Consider the following 21,922-nt stretch of genomic DNA (forward strand, 5'->3'; position numbering starts at 1 on the left):
TTGAAATTTATGAAGTTAGACCACTTATATCTGTGCTAGAAAATCTTTTATCGCCGTACCCGGATCATCTGTTTTCATAAAGTTTTCACCAATTAAAAAGCCGTCAAAGCCGGCAGCTTTAAGCTCCCTAATGGTTTGAGGGTTACTGATTGCACTTTCAGAGATCTTTAAAAACTCGTTTGGAATAGTATTCACCAGATCAAATGAAGTTTGTATATCTACCGTAAAATCTGCAAGATTCCGGTTATTAACACCTATAGCATCCAGGTGCGGGCAGATACTTCTTTCCAGTTCCTCCAGGTTGTGTACCTCGAGTAACACATTTAAACCAAGGTTTTGAGCAAACTTACCAAAATCACTAATTTGCTGAGGAGAAAGGATTGCAGCGATGAGCAGAATGATATCCGCTCCCCAGGCTTTAGCTTCTAAGATCTGGTACTCATCAATCATAAAATCTTTACGCAGGATGGGAATTTGATTTGCAGCTCTGGCGGCCAGGATATCATCGGTTTTACCACCAAAGAAATCAACATCGGTTAATACGGAAAGTGCCGATGCCCCCGCATGATTATAAGCCTGGGTCACCTCAGCTACATCGGCTATACCGTTTATTAATCCTTTTGAAGGAGAGCGTCGCTTAAACTCGGCAATAATGCCGGTACGATCTTCGGCCAGTAAAAACTCTTTGAAGGAATATGGCGTTCTGTTAAAGTGAACCGATTGCGTTAAATCATTAACAGAAATTAATCGCTTCGCATCAGCAACTTCTTCCTTTTTTCGCAGTACGATTTTATCTAAAATGTTCATGTAAATTCTTATTTGTTAACTCGTTAACCAGTTCTCCATCATCTGCTTACCATATTCTGTAAGTACACTTTCGGGGTGAAATTGTACTCCGCGAACGTCGAGCGACTCGTGCCTTAATGCCATAATTTCACTCTTGTGGTCTCTTGCAGTAATTTTCAGGCAGGAAGGAAAGTTTTCCTTGCTTACCACCCAGCTATGGTAGCGTCCTACATTGATGGTTTGGGGACATTCCCAGAACAAGGGCTCATCGCCGTCGACAACAGTAACGGGTGTCGCAATACCATGCATAGGCCGTCCGAGGTTTAGTAAAGTTCCACCGAAAACCTCTGCAATTGCCTGTTGCCCTAAACATACTCCGAAAATACTTTTGCTCGGGGCATAGGTTTTGATTACATCCAGGAGTAAACCAGCCTCTTCCGGAATACCGGGACCCGGGGAAAGCAAAATTTTATCGTATTGTGATACGTCTGCCAAATCAAACTTATCATTTCTCCATACCACAGCGTCATATCCAACTTCATTAATTAAATGAACCAGGTTATAAGTAAAACTGTCGTAATTATCTATCACTAAAACTGGCTTTTTATCTTTATTTTCCATCTTGATTTCTTCTTTTTTTCGGGTGATTTACCTTGCAGCTTTTTTTATTAGATGCCTTCAGCCATTTGCAGTGCTTTTCTTAAGGCGGCAATTTTATTGTTCACTTCCTGCATTTCAGTTTCCGGAACAGAGTCTGCCACAATACCTGCCCCGGCACGGTAATGCAATTCGTTATTTTTACTCATGAAAGTCCTGATCATGATGGCATGGTTAAAATCTTCATTGAAGCCCATAAAACCAATGGCGCCAGCATAAAAATTGCGCCCCAGTTTTTCATTCTCATCAATCAGCTGCATGGCTTTGTATTTAGGCGCCCCGCTAAGTGTCCCTGCCGGATAAGTATCGGCAACAACTTTAAAAGCACTTACATCTTCCTGAAGGTGGCCACTCACTTTACTTACCAAATGGATAAGGTGCGAGTAATACTGAACCTCCTTAAATGATTTTACTTCCACACGGTTACAATGCCTGCTTAAATCATTACGGGCTAAATCAACCAGCATCACATGCTCAGCACTTTCTTTCGGATCCTGCTCCAGTTTACGGGCCTGTTCTGCATCTTCGATATCATTTCCACTTCGCTTAAAAGTCCCCGCTATTGGAAAAATATTGGCTGTGTTATTTTTGATCGTAATTTGAGCCTCTGGTGATGATCCAAAGAGCTTGAAGTTACCGTAATCAAAATAGAAAAGATAGGGCGATGGGTTGATGGAACGCAGGCAACGATATACATTAAATTCATCACCCGAAAAAGCTTGTTTAAATGCCCGCGACGGAACAATCTGAAAAACATCACCGCGATAAATATGTTTTTGGAGCTTTTCCACCAGCTCCATAAAGCCCTGATCGGTTAAATTTGAGCTTTCCTCCCCCCGAAGCTGGAATTTATATTCAGGATAGTTTTTATTCTGTATAAGGTACTCCATTTTTTCCAGTCCGCCTTCCTCTTCCCCTTCGAAAGTATTCTTGAACAAAGTGATTTCATTTTTAAAATGATCGATAGCAATCAGATAACGATACAAATGATATTGCATCTCCGGAATTTCCTCTCCTTCAGGAGTTTCGGATGTGAACTGAATATCTTCAAAATGCTGTACGGCATTCCAGGTGAAATAACCGAATAAACCACTGGAAATGAACTTAATTTCAGGAAAGTCTGTTTGTTTAAACTGATCCTTAAATTCGGCTATTTCTTCAGTAAGGTTTTTACTTTCTTTGATCGCAACGGTTCCATCCGGAAAATAGGTTTCCAGCCGTTTGCCTTTCAAAATAATTCCGGCTACAGGTTCAGCACAAACGAAACTCATAGAATTCTCACGGCTGTGATAGTCTGAACTTTCGAGTAAGATGCTGTTTGGATAAACATCGCGTAATCGTAAATAAATGCTAACAGGCGTTGTGGTGTCAGCAAGCATTTTTTTATAGGTGGTATTAATTTTAAACATTTTTATCGTCATTGCGGGGAGGAACAATGTAGGCATCTCCCCTTTGTAATTTTTTAAAAAAATAAAAGCCCGGCGTGTGGTTCTACGCCGGGCTTTATTGGTTCAATTAAGGTTTAGGTTGATAAACTATATTTTTCTCATACGCAGCCAGCGCAACTCTTTCTAGAATTACCGCGCCAAAGCCATGTATGTATATTGCTGATCATGAGCGACAAAAATATAAAGAAATTTGAAAAAGCAAAATATTTACCACAATTAATTCAATATATTTTATGTTAAACTTTTATTTGTTAACGAATAAAGCCGGCTAGCAGGCCGGCTTTATTTAAAATATTATCAATATTCCAGAGTTTCTGTTGCAAAATACACTTCGGCTAACTCAGAAAGCAATCATTTTTTAAGAAACTCCAAAAAATGATCTTCCGGGAACTTCTTTGATCATTAGTGAGATGGCCGCAATAATAATAATTAAGGCCAATCCAAAGAAAATAGTTATAGTGCGGTGTTTTGCCACAGCATCTGCCACTTTTTTCGATTTTGAGTTCCCAATAGTAATCAGAATAATGGCAATCAGCATCATGCTGGTATGCTCAGCTTTGAAGTATCTTCCTATCGTGTCGCTCATCGGAAGTTTAGTTAGCGGACTTAAAAAATAAAGCACTAATCCGATCAGAAACTGAATATGCGCGCTGATTAAGGTAAAGACATTTAGCTTACGGTTACCTTCTGTATACGTTTTTTTACCTAACCACCCCTGCAGGGCATTAATTACGGCAACAACTAATAAAATTAATACGATGTAGCGCCACCCTGAGTGCGCAGATTTTAAAATACTATACATTTTTCCAAATATGTTTCTTCAAAAATAGTCATTAATTGTAAAAAATAGGATATTCAGCACTTCCAACACTAATTTATATTAGTTTTAAACAAAATAACCACTAAACTTATTATGAAGAAAATTTTACTTGCCCTTGGGCTGGTGTTTTCTACTACGATAATGTTTGCACAACAAACTACTTTCCCTGTTAACGGTTCCTATGATACCCGACCTGGAATGTTTGCTTTTACTAATGCAACTATTGTAGTCAACGCCAACCAAACCCTCACCAATGCAACACTATTAATTAAAGGCCAAACCATTCAGGCCGTTGGAGCTGGAGTTGCAGTACCAAAAGGATATGTTGTTGTAGATGTAAAAGGAAAATTTATTTACCCCTCACTGGTTGATGCCTTTACCAGTTATGGAATTGCCGAAACTCCGGCGCAGGGACGAGGTTTTGGAGGCCAGCGTCAATCTATTTTCGTTTCGACCAAAAAGGGGGCTTACGGATGGAATGAGGCCATCAGACCAGAAACTTACGTTAAAAGTATATTCTCTGCCGACAGTAAAAAAGCGGATGAATTGCGCAAAGTGGGTTTTGGGAGTGTTAATGTCATCAGCCGTGATGGTATTGCCCGCGGGGTTTCTGCCGCTGTTACACTGAACGATGATGCTGACAATAACCTTATTTTGAAAGATCAGACCGCAGCTAACTATTCGTTTAACAAAGGCACATCATCAAATGATTATCCTACCTCTTTAATGGGGTCGATCGCCTTACTCCGCCAAACCTTTTATGATGCACAATGGTATAGTAAACAAAAAGAGGAATATAATATTTCTTTAGATGAGTTTGGGAAACAGCAGGCCATGCCGCAGATTTTTGAAGTGGACGGTTGGGCAAATATCCTCCGTGCGGATAAGATTGGTAAGGAGTTTGGTAAAAAATTCATCATCAAATCCGCGGGAGATGAGTATCAGCGAATCAATGAAGTTAAAGCCACAGGAGCGAGCTTAATTATTCCCTTATCTTTCCCAAAAGCATATGATGTGGAAGATCCTGCGGAGGCCAGAAACGTTACCTTATCGCAGATGAAGGGCTGGGAGCTGGCACCCACCAATCCTGCAGTTTTGGAAAAAGCAGGTGTAAAGTTTGCGCTAACTGCATTCGGTTTAGAGAATAGCCGCGATTTTTGGGGCAACATCCGCTCTGCAATAGAAAATGGATTAACCGAAAAACAGGCTTTACTAGCAACCACAACTATTCCTGCAGAACTTTTAGGAATCAGCGATAAAGTAGGCTCACTGGAGAAAGGTAAAGTGGCCAACTTTCTGATCTCTTCTGATAACCTATTCAAAAACGGCAACATCATTTTTGAAAACTGGGTTCAGGGAAAACGCTTCATCGTTAACAAAATGGACGTAAGTGATGTTCGCGGAACATATAACCTGAACATTGATGGTGTAGGTGCCTTAACCTTAAAAATAACCGGAACGGGTGGAGGCTCTGCTGCAGCGATTGAAAGGACAGGTGCAGATAGTGTAAAAACGACTGCTACCTTTACACGCAATGGCGACTGGGTGAGCATTAACTTCAACCTTAAGAAAAACCCTAAAGGTGATGTTCGCTTAAGCGGATATATTACCTCGGCAAATCCGATCACCATTAAAGGTGAATCTGCTCTTGCTGATGGTTCGGCAGGTAAATTTACGGCCAGCTACAAAGAAGCTGCTAAAGAAATGCCTAAAAAAGATGAACCCAAACCTGCATTAGCTGTTGGCCCGGTAATTTACCCGTTCACCGCATTTGGTAGTGTTGAGTTGCCTAAACAAGAAACTGTTTTGATTAAAAATGGTACAGTATGGACGAATGAAAAAGACGGTGTTTTGCAAAATGCGGATGTTTTGCTGGAGAACGGAAAGATTAAGGCAGTTGGTAAAAACCTGTCTGCCGCAGGTGCGAAAGTAATTGACGCAACAGGCAAACACATTACTGCCGGAATTATCGACGAACACTCACACATTGCCGGTAGCGGAGGGATAAACGAAGGCGCTCAATCGGTATCCGCTGAGGTTCGCATAGCTGATATTATTAATTCGGAGGATGTCAATATTTATCGCCAGCTGGCAGGTGGTGTCACCACTTCGCATATTTTGCATGGTTCAGCAAACCCTGTTGGAGGACAGTCTCAACTGATTAAATTACGCTGGGGTAAATCGCCTGAAGAACTGAAATTTGCAGGTGCAGATGGTTTCATCAAATTTGCCCTTGGAGAAAACGTAAAGCAAAGTAATTTTGGTACAGGTGCCCGTTTCCCGGTTACCCGTATGGGTGTTGAACAAACCTTTGTTGATGAGTTTACACGTGCAAAAGAATATGCCAAAGCGATGTCGGTTAAAGGCAGTAATGTTCGGAAAGATCTTGAACTCGATGCCATCGTGGAAATTCTAAACAACAAACGTTTCATCACCTGTCACTCTTACGTTCAAAGCGAGATCAATATGCTGATCCATGTTGCAGACAGCTTAGGCTTCAAAATAAACACCTTTACCCACATCCTTGAGGGCTATAAAGTGGCAGATAAAATGAAAGCACATGGCATTGCCGGTTCAACTTTTTCTGACTGGTGGGCTTATAAAAATGAAGTTGCCGAAGCTATTCCTTACAATGGAAAGATTATGCACAACGTAGGCATTACTACAGCATTCAATTCTGACGATGCTGAAATGGCCCGTCACTTAAACCAGGAGGCTGGTAAATCAGTATTATACGGTAATGTACCAGAAGAAGATGCACTGAAATTTGTAACCTTAAACCCTGCACACATGCTTCACATTGATGACAAAGTGGGTAGTTTAAAGCCTGGAAAAGACGCTGACGTGGTAATCTGGAGCGCAAATCCGTTATCTATTTATGCAAAAGCAGAGAAAACTTTTGTAGATGGGATTGCTTACTGGGACATTGAAAAAGATGCGCAGATCATCAAAGCTCAACAAGCTGAAAAAGCACGTTTAATCCAGAAAATGCTGGAAAGTAAAAGCAAAGGCAGTCGCACGCAGCGCCCGATGGGTGATGCGCCTCGTTTATACAATTGCGAAACATTAGAGAACTATTCAGCCGAATTAACTGAGAAAGAACATGCACACTAACATGAAAACATATTTAATGAGTCTGGCTTTTTCAGCAACAAGCCTGATGTGTTTTGCCCAGGCAAACATTTCGCCAGCGAAAAAACAAAGTAAAACCATTGCCATTACAGGCGCAACCATTCACGTGGGTAATGGAACGGTGATCGAAAATGGTACCCTCGTTTTCAGCAATGGTAAAATCGTATCTGTAACAGCCGGCGGACAAGCCCCTGTTGATGATGTGATAAAAATTGTAGCCACAGGAAAACATGTCTATCCTGGTTTTATTGCAGCAACAACTAATCTGGGACTAACTGAAATAGAAGCCGTGAAAGCCACTTTGGATTTTCAGGAAATTGGCGATTACAATTCACACATTCGTTCTATCGTAGCTTATAATACCGATTCGAAGGTTCCTGCAACTTTGCGAAGCAATGGAGTATTAATGGCACAACCTACTCCCCAAGGTGGCACCGTTTCAGGTAGTTCATCGGTGGTACAGCTTGATGCATGGAACTGGGAAGATGCCGCTTTAAGGACTGACGATGCCATGCACATGACCTGGCCGGTTACGCCACGCTTCAGGGGGGGATTTGGGGGTTTTGGAAGGCCGCAAATGTCGCCCGAGATGTTAACAGAAAGGACACAGGCCGCTATTGCCCAGCTTACTTCTTTCTTTGCAGAAGCCAAAGCGTATGTTGAAATGGGTAAGCCAGAGGTGATCAATACCCGTTTTGAAGCGATGAAAAGAGTTTTCAATGGCGAGGAAAAACTATTTATAGCAGCAGATTCTCAAAAAGACATTGTTGCAGCGGTTAACTTTGCCAAAAAATTTGGCATCACTCCTGTAATCACCGGTGCAGACGAAGCTTATCTGATAATCGATTTCTTGAAAGATCATAACATCAGCTTGGTGGTTAAACAACCACATTCATTACCCAATAACAATGATGATGATGTGAATATGCCTTACAAGAATGCGGCAGTTTTAGCTAACGCGGGCCTTAATGTGGTACTTAGCATTGATGGTTACTGGCAGCAAAGGAATTTGCCGTTCATGGCGGGCACCGTAACCGCATGGGGTTTAGATAAGGAAAAAGCTCTATCAACCATTACCCTGAATGCTGCAAAAGTAATGGGTGTTGATAAAACTACAGGCAGTATAGAAAATGGTAAGGATGCCACATTCTTCATTTCTGCGGGTGATGCATTGGACATGAGAACCAATAAAGTGGAACAGGCTTTTATTCAGGGTAGAGATATTAACCTGGACAACCTGCACAAGCAACTCGACAGAAAATTTAGCGACAAGTATGCTGCAGATAAAAAGTAAGCAAAAAACAGCTTAACAAAACGGCCGATATTAATTTATCGGCCGTTTTTTATTTTAACATAGGGCGAAAATAAGGCCATTTGTAAACCATTTAATAACATAAAATAGAAATCAGCTTAACACTACAACAACAATTTTGCATCATAAAAATCAGAACTAATCATGATGAAAAATTTACTAGTTGCAGTGATGCTACTATTGTCTTTTGCAACTCATTCGGCAATTGCACAAACCACACAAGCATCCATATCCGGTATTGTAACGGATAATCAGAAGAAGCCCATACCCGGAGTATCGGTTCAAATCAGAAACAATTCTACAGGCTTCACCACCAGAACATCAACAAATGCTCAGGGAGAATATACTTTTAAAGAACTTCCTCTAGGCGGACCTTATACCGTTAAAGCAACTTACATAGGCTTTGCAGAGCAAAACAGAACAGGCTACATGCTTAACCAGGGCGATGCTGTAAGTGTGGCGGTTAATATGCAGGAAGACGCCCAAACCCTTGATGGTATCGTAGTTAATGGTTCGGCATTAAGAAATAAAGTACAGCAATTTGGTGCTTCTACAGAAATTTCATCAAAAACAATGAACTTATTACCTGTAAATGGACGTAACTTTTCGAGTTTAACAGATTTATCACCTTTATCAGGTCCTGGGGGAATTTCTGGTCAGTTAGGTTCTTCTACTAACTTTACAATTGACGGTATGACGGCAAAAAACCCAACTTCAGCAGGAAGTACAACCAGCCGTAGTGGTGCACCCTATTCCATCTCCATTGAAAGTGTACGTGAGTTTAAAGTAGTAACCAATCAATACGATGTAAGTTTAGGCCGTTCAGGCGGTGGAACAATTAGTGCCGTAACGAAATCTGGTACAAATGAAATTACAGGTAGTGCATTCGCTTATAACAGAGCCGATTTCTTAGCCAGTACTTACGACATCAGAGGAAATAAAAGAGTGAACGATTTCTCTACTTATCAATATGGATTTAGCTTAGGCGGACCGATAATAAAAGATAAATTACATTATTTTGCAGCCTGGGATCATCAGAGAGATTCCCGCCCGTTAATTATTGCTGATATTAGTTCGGATGCAGATATAGCTCGTTTTAATATTACGAACAGCACCCTGAACAATTTTTTAGCTGTAGCAAAAACCAAATATGGTGTAGCAAACACCCCCCAATTTGGATCTTTCCCTAAAAAAAGAGGTACTGACGCCGGATTTCTTCGCTTAGACTGGCAGATTAACGATAAGAATTTATTAACCGTTAGAGATAACTATACAAACGACAGAAATCCGTTAGGTTTAGCTGACAATACCGCCATTAATTTCTATGAAAGTTATGGCAATGACAAAAATGTGGATAATAGTTTATTGGCTACTTTACGTTCTACCATTAGCAGTAAAATTACCAACGAATTAAAACTGCAGCATTTATACACCTACCAGGCCAGTACTCAAAATGATGAGCTAGGCTTTGCCATCCCAAGGGCTGTGGTTTCTAACTTAGAATCTACATCACCAACCGGAGCTACACTGGCAACAGCAGTTCAAATTGGCGGACACCGTTTCGGACAAGAGGGTTTTACCAATAACGTTTTCCAATTAGTAGATAATTTTTACTACAACACCGATAAAATCAAATATACTTTTGGAGTTGACCTGATGTATACTCATGCAAAATCGTTGTATGGTAGTGAAGTGAATGGCCGTTTTACATTTAACACCTCGGGTACTGTAGCAGCAGGAAACAGGCAAACTGCTTTACAAAACTTCGACAATTTAATCCCAATCAGTTATTACCGAGAAGTTCCATTAGTTGCCGATCCGACAGTTGTTGGTAAGTTATGGAATACGGCAATTTATGGCCAGATGCAAACTAAACTAGGTAAAGGTTTAGATTTTACAGGGGGCTTACGTTTAGATTATAGCAAATACCCAACATCACCGCTAAACCAGGATCTTTTTAATGCCATTGGGGTAAGAACAGATCATAAATTAAAGCAATTTTTAATTCAACCCCGTATTCAGTTTAACTGGGACGTTAATGAAAAACATACTGATTATGTACGTTTAGGAGCCGGAATTTTCGGATCGGATGTGAACAATTATGTAACCATTAATAACCTGACATTTGATGGTAAACACTTTGCAACGGTTGACGTTACAGGCACAGGCGTTCCTACTCCAAACTTTATTGGTTACAGAAATGGAACCGCTACAGCGCCAACTTTACCAGGATTACAAATTCCTACCATCAATACTTATGCTGAGGACGCAAAAATACCAGTAGTGTATAAAGCTAACCTATCATATAATAAATTAATAAATGATAGAATAAGAATTGGTATTACCGGTTATGCAACATTAGCACGTAATAACTACATGTATGTAGATAGAAATATGGTTGCCAATCCTTTCTTCAGGCTGTCAAATGAAGGGAACAGAGGCGTATATGTACCTGCAAATACTATTATTGCGAGTAACGGAGTTACAGATTGGAAAACAGGCCGTTTAACGAATTTATTTGGCAGAGTACTGGAAATGAACAGTAAAGGTAAAGTAAATCAATTTGCTGTTGTTATAGATGGTACATGGAGATACTTTAAAGACGGGGAAATCTCAGCGAGTTTTACCTGGAATGATACTAAAGATAATACCTCATATAATGGTAACGTAGCCAATTCTGCAACACTATCTTTACCTGTTATCGATGACCCACGCGACTTAAGTAAAATGACTTATTCAAATGGCCAGTTTAGAAACAAAGTAGTTGTTTTCGGAACTTTACCTTCATTCTACGGTATTAAAGCGGGTATCCGTTATTCGGGCATTGGCGGTACAAGATACAGTTTACTATCTGGAGGAAATACCAATGGTGATTTCGTAGCAACCAATGATTTAGCTTACATCTTCAACCGATCAAATGCAAATGTTCCGGCTGCGCTTAGAACTGCTTTACAAACATTACTTGATAATGGTGCTGCAAGCCAGAGCTTAAAAGATTATATCACTAAATATGAAGGCACATTTGCCGAGCGTAATGGTGGTATAAACCGTTTCTACGGTACATTTGATTTGAGACTAGCTTATGAGATTAAATTTGGCAAGAAACAAAAGGTAGAAATTTCTGGCGACTTGTTTAACGTAGCAAACTTATTTAAGAAAACGTGGGGAACATCAGAAACCTTAGGTACGCAGGCTTTATATGCTGTTACCGGCTTTGATGCTGCAAGCTCGAATTACAACTACCGTTTAAACAACACTGGTATCGTAACGCCAACCGGAAACCCTTGGCAAGCGCAAATTGGTTTGAGATACGGATTTTAAACATTGAAAGATACGCTGTATCTTTCTGCAAAGTCATAAAAAAAGGGAATGGATTTTTATCCGTTCCCTTTTTTTATGTTTGCATTAACAAACAACAAAACTTTAATGGGATTATTATTAGACTACCTGAAAAACCACAAGTGGATTGTGGCCCTTGCGCTATTGCTTGCAGGTGTAAATATTGGCTTTTCACTGTTAGATCCATATATCACAGGACGAATTCTAGATCGTTTTATTAATCAAAAAGATAAATTAACCTATAGCCAGTACCTTTGGGGTTCGCTGGGTTTAATCGGTCTTGCCATTGGTGCGGCAATGGTTTCGCGTATTGCTAAGAACTTTCAGGATTATTTTACCAGCGTTATTGTACAAAAGGTTGGTGCTAAAATGTATGCCGATGGCTTACAGCATTCCTTAAAATTACCCTATCAGGTTTTTGAAGATCAGCGCAGCGGTGAAACGCTGGGTATCCTGCAAAAGGTTCGTTTAGATTCTGAAAAGTTTATTACCTCCTTTATCAGTATTTTATTTGTGAGCCTCATCGGGATGATCTTCGTTATCGTGTATTCGGTTTCCATTAGCTATAAGGTTACGTTGGTTTACTTCACCGCGATTCCGCTTATTAGTTTCGTGAGCTGGTTTTTAAGTCGTAAAATCAAAACCATTCAACGTTCTATTGTAGGTGAAACAACAGCGCTGGCTGGCTCCACTACCGAATCATTGAGAAACATCGAACTGGTAAAAAGTTTAGGTTTAGCTGATCAGGAGATCGATAGGTTGAATAAAACCACCTACAAAATTTTAGGTCTGGAACTTAAAAAAGTAAAATATGTGCGAAGCATGAGCTTTGTACAGGGTACAACTGTAAACCTGGTTCGCAGCACAATGATATTGGTTTTATTGTTGTTGATTTTTGATAATTCGATTACAGCAGGTCAGTACCTAACCTTTCTTTTTTACTCATTTTTCCTTTTTGGTCCCCTTCAGGAGCTTGGAAATGTTATCCTCGCCTGGCGTGAAGCAGAGGTATCTTTAGGCAACTTCAAAAAGATTTTAAGTACACCGGTTGACAAAAAGCCTGAAAATCCTATCTCTATCCAGAAGATAAAAGATTTAACGTTCAGCAATGTTGGCTTTAAGCATCAAACCGCAAACAGAAATGCGTTGGAGAACATATCTTTCAAAACCCATAATGGCCAGACCATTGCTTTTGTTGGTCCATCGGGATCTGGCAAAACGACATTAGTGAAGCTTTTGGTAGGGTTATATCAACCCAAAGAAGGTGAAATTTTATACAATGGAACGCCTAGCAATAACATTGATCTTGATGCTTTAAGAGAGAAAATCGGATTCGTTACGCAGGATACGCAACTTTTTTCGGGTACCATCAGAGAGAATCTATTATTTGTAAATCCGATTGCTACCGATGAAGAATGTTTCAAGGTATTGAACCAGGCTGCCTGTCAGACGCTATTAGCCAGAGCAGATAAAGGACTGGACTCATTAATCGGAGAAGGTGGAGTAAAGGTTTCTGGTGGAGAGAAACAACGTTTATCAATAGCAAGAGCGCTACTCCGTCAGCCAGATATCCTGGTTTTCGACGAGGCAACCTCGTCACTTGATTCGATTACCGAAGAAGAAATTACCAAAACCATCAGAACCGTTTCAAACTTGACCGATCACATCACCATTTTAATTGCGCACCGCTTATCAACCATCAAGCATGCAGATGTTATTTACGTGCTGGAAAAAGGCAATATCATTGAGCAGGGTAAACACGAAGCGCTGATTGCACAAAATGGTTTATATCAGGCCATGTGGCGCCAACAAATTGGCGAGAGGATTGTTGAATGATAAGAAAAACAGGAAATGATGTTGATAGCACAAATCGAAAGTAACCAGATCGGAATGATTATTATCCTGGCGGCCATACTGTGGCTAGCCCTGATACTCACTGCGCTCTATCACATATCAAGAAACACATCAATGGTGTTTCCGGTAAAGATACTTTGGTTTATTATTATTCTTTTAGCTCCATTTTTAGGCTCGATTATTTACCTGATCTGGGGCAAAAACAGGAAATTCTAATTCCAGGGAATCCCAAAGACTTTGGAAGCCTTTGGGATTTTTATAAAATTGGCTTTATTAGTTAGTTGTTTGCTCATTAATATCCTGCAAACTGAGCTTAGTAAGTGGCTTTGTTTTCAGCCAGGTGAAAAAGGCAATTCCAATCGTCATACTTCCTCCGAAAACCACAGCAGGTACAAGGCGCATGTATTTTGCTGTAAGTCCCGACTCAAATTCCCCGATTTCATTTGATGAACCGATAAACATGCTATTTACCGCAGACACCCTTCCCCGCATTTCGTCGGGTGTAAGCAATTGCATAATGGTTTGTCGGATAAGCACACTAACACTATCGAAAGAGCCTTCTAAAAACAGGAAAAACAATGTAAGGTAGAAGTTTCTTGACAGGCCATAACAAATGATACTCAGGCCAAAACCTGTAACTGCGATCAGTAAATTCCGCCATGGTTTTGCCATTGGTGAAAACCGTGTCATGGCCAGCATGGTAATTACTGCCCCCAACGATGCCGCACCACGCATCATCCCCAAACCGAAAGAGCCGAGGTGGAAAACATCCTTGGCAAAAATGGGCAGCAGCGCCACAGCTCCTCCAAAAAACACCGAGAATAAATCCAGGCTCATTGCCCAAACCATCATTTTGGTTTTAAACACAAACTGAATACCCTCTTTTAAACTGTTAAAAATATCTTGTGTTGGCAGATAGGTAGCCGGATGTTTTTTAAAGGTGAATATGCAAATTAAAGCAACGGAAACAAAGAAAACGATTACAGTATAAGCCGCGGTAATGCCCCAAAGCCAATTTACTAAACCTCCTAATGATGGTCCGATAACCGTAGCCAGCTGAAAACTACTGGTGCTCCATGTACTCGCATTCGGATACAGTTCTTTAGGAACAATTTTAGACATTAAAGAGAACGTAGCCGGACCGAAGAAGCCTCTCGCAATACCGATACAAGAAACCAATCCATACATAATCAAAACTATCAAATCCTCTTTCAGGTGGAGGTATTCACTGGTAATGAACAACATCAGCACTGATGCTAGCCACACGCCCGAAAAAATCCTGATTAATAGCCCTCTTTTTTCACTTTTATCAGCAATGTAGCCGCCATAAAGGGCGATACAGATTGCCGGTATTACTTCACAAAGTCCGACTAAACCAAGCTTTAGAGGATCATGAGTTAAATCATAAATATGATAAGCGATAACCACGGCCTGCATTTGATAGGCCAGCGTAAAGAAAAAACGCATACCTAAAAACGATTTGAATTCTCTATATCGTAAGGCTGCAAAGGGGTCGGGTTTTGTTACAACCGGATTGGGGTCTGAATCTGCCACTGGAAAAATGTTTCTGCAAAACTAAGGTTTGAAAAACTAAAAGTACAATGGAATCAAAATACTATTATAAACGTTACTGTGCGATGATGATTAAGATATCTTATCAAAGGAAATTCCCCGCTCCAGTTTTTGCAGATGAATTTTTAAGATCCTGTTTTCAGGCTTTTCCAATTGAGGGTCCTCAGCAAAAATTTCAATGACTGTATTTCTGGCTTCTGAAAGCACAATCTGATCTTTAGCTAAGTCAGCGAGCTTTAAATCCAACACGCCACTTTGCTGCGTACCGGTAATATCTCCCGGACCACGTAGCTGTAAATCAATTTCAGAGATTTCAAAGCCATTGTTGGTTCTCACCATGGTTTCCAATCGTACTTTACCCTCCTTGCTTAATTTGTTCCCACTCATCAAAATACAGAACGATTGCTCTGCACCACGGCCAACCCGTCCTCTTAACTGATGGAGCTGAGAAAGACCAAAGCGTTCAGAGTTCTCGATCACCATTACCGATGCATTGGGAACATTTACCCCAACTTCAATTACCGTTGTTGCCACCATAATCTGGCTTTTGCCATCAATAAACTGTTGCATTTCGAACTGTTTATCGGCATTATGCATTTGACCATGTACAATACTAATCTGATAATCGGGACGGGGGAACTGGTAGCTCAACTGTTCTACTCCGGCTTCAAGATGCAACAGATCGAGTTTTTCACTTTCTTTAATGAGGGGATAAACAATATATACTTGACGCCCTTTGGCAATCTCCTGTTTCATAAAACCAAACATCCGCAAGCGTTGCCCTTCAAACAAATGCTTTGTTTCAATGGGTTTTCTGCCGGCAGGAAGCTCATCAATTATGGAAACATCCAGGTCACCATACAACGTCATAGCCAGGGTACGGGGAATTGGGGTAGCAGTCATGACCAATATATGGGGGGGAATGATATTTTTCCGCCAAAGTTTGGCCCGCTGTTCAACGCCAAAGCGGTGTTGTTCATCAATCACCACCAGGCCCAGATTTTTAAACTTGACTTTATCTTCAATTAAAGCATGTGTTCCGATCAGGATATCAATTTCACCGTTTTCAAGCTGCTCATGTAAAAGCGTTCTCTCTTTCTTTTTGGTATTTCCCGTAAGGATAGCCACCTTAACCAGGTCGTCTGTAACCAGGCTTACGATTGAAGCATAATGCTGACGGGCTAAAATTTCCGTAGGCGCCATCATACAGGCCTGATAGCCATTATCGTTTGCTAATAACATACTCATTAAGGCCACGGCTGTTTTTCCGCTCCCTACGTCTCCCTGAACAAGCCTGTTCATCTGCACGCCACGTTGTGTATCTATCCTGATTTCTTTTACTACACGCTTTTGTGCATTGGTGAGTTCAAAAGGAAGAAATTCATTATAAAACCTGTTAACCTTGTCTCCAACCTTATCGAAAGTTGCCCCTTTAAATTTGAGTTGCCTCAAATGTTTGTTGTGCAGCAACTGCAGCTGGATGAAAAATAACTCTTCGAACTTTAAGCGGCGTTCCGCAGCATTTAACTCACTCTGGTTTTTAGGGAAATGGATATTTAGTAAAGCCGTTTTTTTATCGGCCAATTGATACTTATCTAAAATATAGGCAGGTAAAGTTTCAGGAACCTGAGGAATCACCTGATCGAGCAAACCGGCGATAAGCCTTTGAATGCCTTTCGAATCAAGCATAAATTTTTTAAGCTTCTCTGTAGAATGGTACACCGGCTGTAAGGTCAGGTTACCTCTCCCTACCGACCGGTTCTGGTACAATTCCATTTCCGGATGAGAGATACTAAATGTACCATTAAACAGCGTTGGTTTCCCAAAGGCGACATATGCGGCGCCTACCAGAATATGATCTTCTACCCATTTCAGACTCTGGAACCAAACCAGTTCCATTAGTCCGGTGTCATCCTTAAAAACAGCAACAATACGTTTTGCTCTTTTATCCCCGATCACCTTTTTACTCACTATCCGGCCGATGATCTGGATATAAGTGGAATCTGGATTAATCTGATTAATTTTAAAATACTTTGTACGGTCAATGTAGCGAAAAGGATAATGGGCAAGCAGATCATGATATGTGAATAGACCAAGGTCTTTCTTCATCACATCTGCGCGACTTGGTCCTACGCCTTTAATAAACTCTATACGTGTATCTAAAATTGAATTTTGCAAAATAGTTATTGCTGCGGTTTGACTATATTTTTTAGCAATATCCGTTAAAAATAAGCATCAACAAGAGCAAAAGCAAATGGATAAAATTCTTAATAAAAAGAAACAGGCATTAATTTCCCTTTATGGGAAAAATAATGCCTGCCAAAAAAGTGATCAGGTATTAACCTGTAATAGCTATAACAGAGATTTCTACGTTAACATTTTTCGGTAATACCGAAACCTGAACAGTCTCACGAGCTGGAAAATCTGATTTGAAGTATTGCCCGTACACTTCGTTAACCTGCGCAAAAGTGCCCATGTCGCTTAAAAAGATACTCGACTTCACTACGTTTTCGAAAGTTAGACCTGCTTCAAGTAAAACAGCTTTAAGGTTACGCATCACCTGGTGGGTTTCCTCTTCGATATTAGTTAGATTTAATTCACCGTTTTCAGGATTAATCGCAATCTGCCCGGAGATAAATAAAAAGTTTCCTGCCTGCACGGCCTGACTATATGGGCCAATCGGAGCGGGCGCATTTGTTGTATTGATTATTTTTTTCATAAGATGAAATTGACTAGTGACTTAGCCACTGAATAAGCTTGTAAATAATTCCTGCAAGAAAGATCGTAATTGCCAGTGCATTGATAAAATGCATAATTTTAATATTCGTATTTGTTGGCCTGTTAGGATCCTTTTTTCTGAAGAAGTACATTACACAAACTTAGCTAAAAAGCGTTATATGGAAAATAAAAGACACAAAAAAAGTCCCGACTTTCATCGGGACTCTTCTTTAACTTTTATATTGAAATACTAGTTTCTAGCAGTTTCAACACGACGGTTTTGGATACGACCTTCTTCAGTATCGTTAGAAGCAATTGGATTAGCTTCGCCTAAACCTTTAGTAGCAACTTGACTAGCGTTAACGCCAGAGTTTACTAAGTAAGTTTTAACAGAGTTTGCTCTGTCTTTAGATAACTTCAAGTTATATGCAGCAGTACCTTCGCTAGAAGCGTAACCGTTTACAGTTACTTTACCACCGTTTTCACGTAAAGTTGAAGATAATTTATCTAAAGTAGGATAAGACTCAGTTTTAAGAACTGAAGAGTTGAAATCAAAAGCGATTTTCTCGAAACCAGTTACATTAGATGTTGCAGCTGCAGTAGTATCCATTTTTGGAAGTGGACATCCTGAACCATCAACAGCAGTACCTGCAGGAGTTCCTGGGCATTTGTCGAATTGATCAGCAACACCGTCACCATCAGAATCTTTTTTCAAATCTTCAACAGATTTCTCAACAGCAGAAACACGGTTTTTCAATGCTTCAACTTCTTGACGTAAAGTTGGATCTTTTAACTCATCGTACATAGTAGCTAATGGGTTAGTCCACTCTAAGCTTGGTTTAGCTGAAGAACCTAAAGAGAATTCTAAACCAGCATAACCGTAAGAATATTTATCTTTAGTAGTTCCTTTTGCATAAACTCCATCAACGTTATCAGCATCAACAAAGTTCATAGTGTAACCTAAGTTAAAGTTAACACGCTCAGAAACTTTGAATTTAACACCAGCACCAACTGGAATATAGAAACCTTTTACGTAATCTTTAGCATCGTGTCTGTCATCAGCAGGGCCATTAGCTCTACCTTTCCAGTCGATAACAGTTCCGTTAGTTAAAGTTACTTTTGGAGCGTAAGCGATTAAACCACCACCCGCAGTTACGAAGAAACCAACTGAATTCTCACGACGTAAGAAATCGATTGAACCAACGTTGATTACACCACGTAAGTCAACAGCATATTGTAATTCTGTTTCGAATTCTCTAACGCCTGTAGTGATACCTTCGTTAGTACCTGAAAGTTTACCACGTGTTCCGTTTAATTCTAAACCGAAAGAGTGACCTAATTGCTTACGGATGTTTAAACCGTAACCTAAGTTAGCATCCCATCTGTTGAAGTCATTTGATCCACCGATAGCAACAACTGGCATTAAAACACCACCGTGTACACCGATCGACCAAGTTCTGTACTGAGCCCTTCCGCCAAATACCTTGGCAGAAGAAGTAGTTGCAGGAGCATCCTGAGCGACAGCAAGAGAAGCTACTCCTGTTAATGCCACTAAAGAAAGCGCAACACTTTTCTTTAAAGTAGAATAATTCATAATCTTTTTTCTTTTTTAAGGGTTAAACAATTTAATTGATTAATTTTTTAGTAATCGCAAAATTAAACAAATATTTAAAATTTCAAACATTTATACAAACTCCGTTCCAAACTTCCCCCTGAATAATCATTTTCTTACATTTGGCATTTTCTTATTTAAATTTACCTTACTTATGAAATATCCAACTATTGATCAGTCATTATTTATATTAAACAGAAAAAACTTCACTAAAGAACTCAAAAACAATTCATTAGCTATATTCAATGCCAATGACGAGTTCCCCAGGAGCGGTGATCAAAGCTTTATATTCAAGCAAAACCCCGATTTATTTTATTTATCAGGCATCGATCAGGAACAGACAATATTACTGTTATACCCAGATTGTCCTAATCCTTTATACAGAGAAGTCCTGTTTTTAAGACAGACCAATGATTTCATCAAAGTTTGGGAAGGATATAAATATACAAAAGAGCAGGCAAAGAGTGCTTCCGGTATTCAGTCGGTTTACTGGCTAGAAGATTTTGATAATATACTTCATAGTATTGTTCATTATGCTGACCATATTTATTTAAACACAAACGAAAACGATAGATATGCCCATGCTGTCCCTTACAGGGATATCAGGTTTATTGACAAAATGAAGGCCAACTATCCATTGCATCATTTCGAAAGAGCAGCTCCAATTATGCGGAAATTGAGGGCAGTGAAATCTGATGTGGAAGTAGAACTCACCAAAAAAGCAGCTGCCATTACCAGAGATGCCTTTATCAGGGTACTTAAGTTTACAAAACCTGGCGTAAAAGAATATGAGATAGAGGCAGAAATTATCCATGAGTTCATCAGACAGGGCGGAACAGGGCATGCTTATACCCCTATCATTGCTTCTGGGCATAATGCAAATATTCTTCATTACAATGATAACAATCAGGAATGCAAGGATGGTGATGTGATTCTTTTCGATTTTGGAGCAGAATATGCCAACTACAATGCGGATATGAGCAGATCAATCCCGGTGAACGGAAAATTTACCCAACGACAAAAAGACGTTTACAAGGCTGTGCATCATGTGATGAAAGAATCAATTAAACTAATTGGGGTGGGGACAGTGTGGAATACTTACCACGAACAAGTTGGGGAATTAATGACAGAGCAGCTCATTAAGCTGAAGTTAATAGCAACGGATGATGTAAAAAACCAGAATCCGGCATGGCCAGCCTATAAAAAATATTTTATGCATGGCAACTCCCATCATCTGGGAATAGACGTACATGACTTTGCAGGGCGGTATACGCCATTTGGAGCCGGAAACATATTGACAGTGGAACCGGGCATTTACATCCCTGAAGAAGGACTCGGTATTCGCCTGGAAAACAATATTCTGATCACTGAAAATGGAAATATCGATTTAATGGCTGATATTCCTTTGGATGCTGAGGAGATTGAGGACATTATGAACGGATAATACCTTGTTGCCGTTTGACACGGTGAGCATTGTAACTATTAATGATGCTACTTCATGATCTCCAGATTAACCTTTTGTTGAGTATTTGTTAACCTATTCTTAACCCTGGGGGTTAAGAATAGGTTAACAATGGGTTAACGTAGGGTAAGCAATAGGTAGAGAAAAGGTTAAGGATGGGTACAGAAAAGGTTACCAAGGTGTTAACCAGGTACGAACAAAGGGTTAAAAAAAGTATCACACTTAGACGAATCAGTCGACGGATTTAATAAATCTTTCCGCAAAACGATAAACATTAAAGTCATTCTTTGATAGGGCTGCCTGAATTTCATCATGCAGCCTTATTTTATCAATAGCTTGCATTTTTCGATGTTGGATAATTTTCCAGGCCTTTTCTGCTAGCAGGAAAACTTTCCTCTTATTGTCGCTTTCAAGAGGCTGCTCAATCCACTTTACGAGCTCGGAAATACCAATCCGCTGATCGGCTACCGTTTTGATCACAGGAACGGATTTTACCCCCTGATGGATCATCTTCTGCAGATTATTTGCAAAAACTTCCGCCCCATCCCGGTCTGCTTTATTCACCACAAAACAGTCGGCAACTTCCATTAAACCGGATTTTATATTTTGTATCTCGTCGCCTGATTCAGGAACCAGAACCACAACCGTTTTATCAGCCAGTCCGGCAATCTCCACCTCCGATTGACCTACACCTACAGTTTCAATTAGAATCACATCGAAGTCTGATGCTTTTAATACGTCGACCATTTCAATGGTTTTGGCAGAAATTCCCCCCAGTGCTCCCCGGGTGGCCAATGATCGGATAAAAACATCGGGATGGTTAAACTGGGCAGCCATCCGAATCCTGTCGCCCAGTAACGACCCGAAATTGAACGGCGAGGTGGGATCTATAGCCAGAATGGCCACTCTTTTTCCGTCACCAACCAATTCACTGGTTAATGCGTTAACAAGGGTGCTTTTGCCTGCACCGGGCGGGCCTGTAATCCCAATAACAAAAGCTCCTGATGAAGTATCCAGATTTTTTAGAATTAAATCTGAAGGCGCAATATCGTTCTCAACAAGAGTTAATGTTCTTGCCAAAACCTTATAATTGCCATGTTTTAATTCGTTTAAAATGGATAGATGTGTATTCATCAATAAAACTATCTTTGTACAAATAAACTGATTTATTTTCAATCAAATCGCGAAGATTTGAATCATAAACCGCAAA

The 21,922-nt window shown here is 40.1% G+C and carries 16 protein-coding genes; 6 read left to right on the plus strand and 10 right to left on the minus strand.

Going from position 1 to position 21,922, the window contains the following annotated elements; genetic code table 11:
• Positions 1-24: 24 nt before the first annotated feature.
• From trpC to AC570I_RS06665, 4 genes are all read right to left on the minus strand, one after another.
• On the minus strand, positions 25-807 hold the full coding sequence (trpC, locus tag AC570I_RS06650; protein ID WP_497404852.1) for an indole-3-glycerol phosphate synthase TrpC: 783 nt from the start codon (positions 805-807) through the stop codon (positions 25-27).
• A 15-nt stretch (positions 808-822) separates the two neighbouring features.
• Positions 823-1,407, minus strand: coding sequence for an anthranilate synthase component II (locus AC570I_RS06655; protein WP_047800059.1), 585 nt, complete (start codon positions 1,405-1,407; stop codon positions 823-825).
• A 47-nt stretch (positions 1,408-1,454) separates the two neighbouring features.
• Positions 1,455-2,852: an anthranilate synthase component I family protein gene (locus AC570I_RS06660; RefSeq protein WP_047800058.1), complete on the minus strand. Its 1,398-nt coding sequence runs from the start codon at positions 2,850-2,852 to the stop codon at positions 1,455-1,457.
• A gap of 397 nt (positions 2,853-3,249) precedes the next feature.
• Positions 3,250-3,693 carry a cytochrome B gene (locus AC570I_RS06665; RefSeq protein ID WP_497404853.1) on the minus strand — a complete coding sequence of 148 codons (444 nt, stop codon included), beginning with the start codon at positions 3,691-3,693 and terminating at the stop codon, positions 3,250-3,252.
• Between the two features lie 111 nt (positions 3,694-3,804).
• Here AC570I_RS06665 and AC570I_RS06670 point away from each other — a divergent pair, with 111 nt between their 5' ends.
• The 5 genes from AC570I_RS06670 to AC570I_RS06690 all read left to right on the plus strand — a co-directional run bounded on the left by AC570I_RS06670 (position 3,805) and on the right by AC570I_RS06690 (position 13,564).
• Complete coding sequence (locus AC570I_RS06670; RefSeq protein WP_497404854.1) at positions 3,805-6,825, plus strand: amidohydrolase family protein; 3,021 nt, start codon at positions 3,805-3,807, stop codon at positions 6,823-6,825.
• A gap of 1 nt (position 6,826) precedes the next feature.
• Positions 6,827-8,137, plus strand: coding sequence for an amidohydrolase family protein (locus AC570I_RS06675; protein ID WP_047800055.1), 1,311 nt, complete (start codon positions 6,827-6,829; stop codon positions 8,135-8,137).
• 162 nt (positions 8,138-8,299) lie between these two features.
• Positions 8,300-11,476 (plus strand): TonB-dependent receptor, encoded by a 3,177-nt coding sequence (locus AC570I_RS06680; protein ID WP_497404855.1) that lies wholly within the window; start codon positions 8,300-8,302, stop codon positions 11,474-11,476.
• Positions 11,477-11,581: 105 nt separating this feature from the next.
• Positions 11,582-13,330 carry an ABC transporter ATP-binding protein gene (locus tag AC570I_RS06685; protein ID WP_497404856.1) on the plus strand — a complete coding sequence of 583 codons (1,749 nt, stop codon included), beginning with the start codon at positions 11,582-11,584 and terminating at the stop codon, positions 13,328-13,330.
• Between the two features lie 15 nt (positions 13,331-13,345).
• Complete coding sequence (locus tag AC570I_RS06690; RefSeq protein ID WP_231582686.1) at positions 13,346-13,564, plus strand: PLDc N-terminal domain-containing protein; 219 nt, start codon at positions 13,346-13,348, stop codon at positions 13,562-13,564.
• A 57-nt stretch (positions 13,565-13,621) separates the two neighbouring features.
• Here the strand turns inward: AC570I_RS06690 and AC570I_RS06695 are convergent, their stop codons facing one another.
• The 5 genes from AC570I_RS06695 to AC570I_RS06715 form a co-directional block, all read right to left on the minus strand.
• Positions 13,622-14,902 carry an MFS transporter gene (locus AC570I_RS06695; protein WP_231582685.1) on the minus strand — a complete coding sequence of 427 codons (1,281 nt, stop codon included), beginning with the start codon at positions 14,900-14,902 and terminating at the stop codon, positions 13,622-13,624.
• A gap of 90 nt (positions 14,903-14,992) precedes the next feature.
• Positions 14,993-17,098, minus strand: a complete 2,106-nt coding sequence (gene recG, locus AC570I_RS06700; RefSeq protein WP_497404857.1) for an ATP-dependent DNA helicase RecG — start codon at positions 17,096-17,098, stop codon at positions 14,993-14,995.
• Between the two features lie 160 nt (positions 17,099-17,258).
• Positions 17,259-17,639 (minus strand): RidA family protein, encoded by a 381-nt coding sequence (locus tag AC570I_RS06705; RefSeq protein ID WP_047800050.1) that lies wholly within the window; start codon positions 17,637-17,639, stop codon positions 17,259-17,261.
• A gap of 13 nt (positions 17,640-17,652) precedes the next feature.
• Entirely contained in the window at positions 17,653-17,790 is a 138-nt protein-coding gene (locus tag AC570I_RS06710) for a DUF6728 family protein (protein WP_316798843.1), read from the minus strand.
• Positions 17,791-17,888: 98 nt separating this feature from the next.
• On the minus strand, positions 17,889-19,232 hold the full coding sequence (locus tag AC570I_RS06715) for an OmpA family protein (protein WP_047800049.1): 1,344 nt from the start codon (positions 19,230-19,232) through the stop codon (positions 17,889-17,891).
• A gap of 172 nt (positions 19,233-19,404) precedes the next feature.
• Here AC570I_RS06715 and AC570I_RS06720 point away from each other — a divergent pair, with 172 nt between their 5' ends.
• Positions 19,405-20,694: an aminopeptidase P family protein gene (locus AC570I_RS06720; protein ID WP_497404858.1), complete on the plus strand. Its 1,290-nt coding sequence runs from the start codon at positions 19,405-19,407 to the stop codon at positions 20,692-20,694.
• A 249-nt stretch (positions 20,695-20,943) separates the two neighbouring features.
• Here AC570I_RS06720 and meaB read toward each other — a convergent pair whose 3' ends face one another.
• Entirely contained in the window at positions 20,944-21,846 is a 903-nt protein-coding gene (gene meaB / locus AC570I_RS06725; RefSeq protein WP_497404859.1) for a methylmalonyl Co-A mutase-associated GTPase MeaB, read from the minus strand.
• Between the last annotated feature and the right edge of the window lie 76 nt (positions 21,847-21,922).

The organism is Pedobacter sp. A2324, from assembly GCF_059693705.1.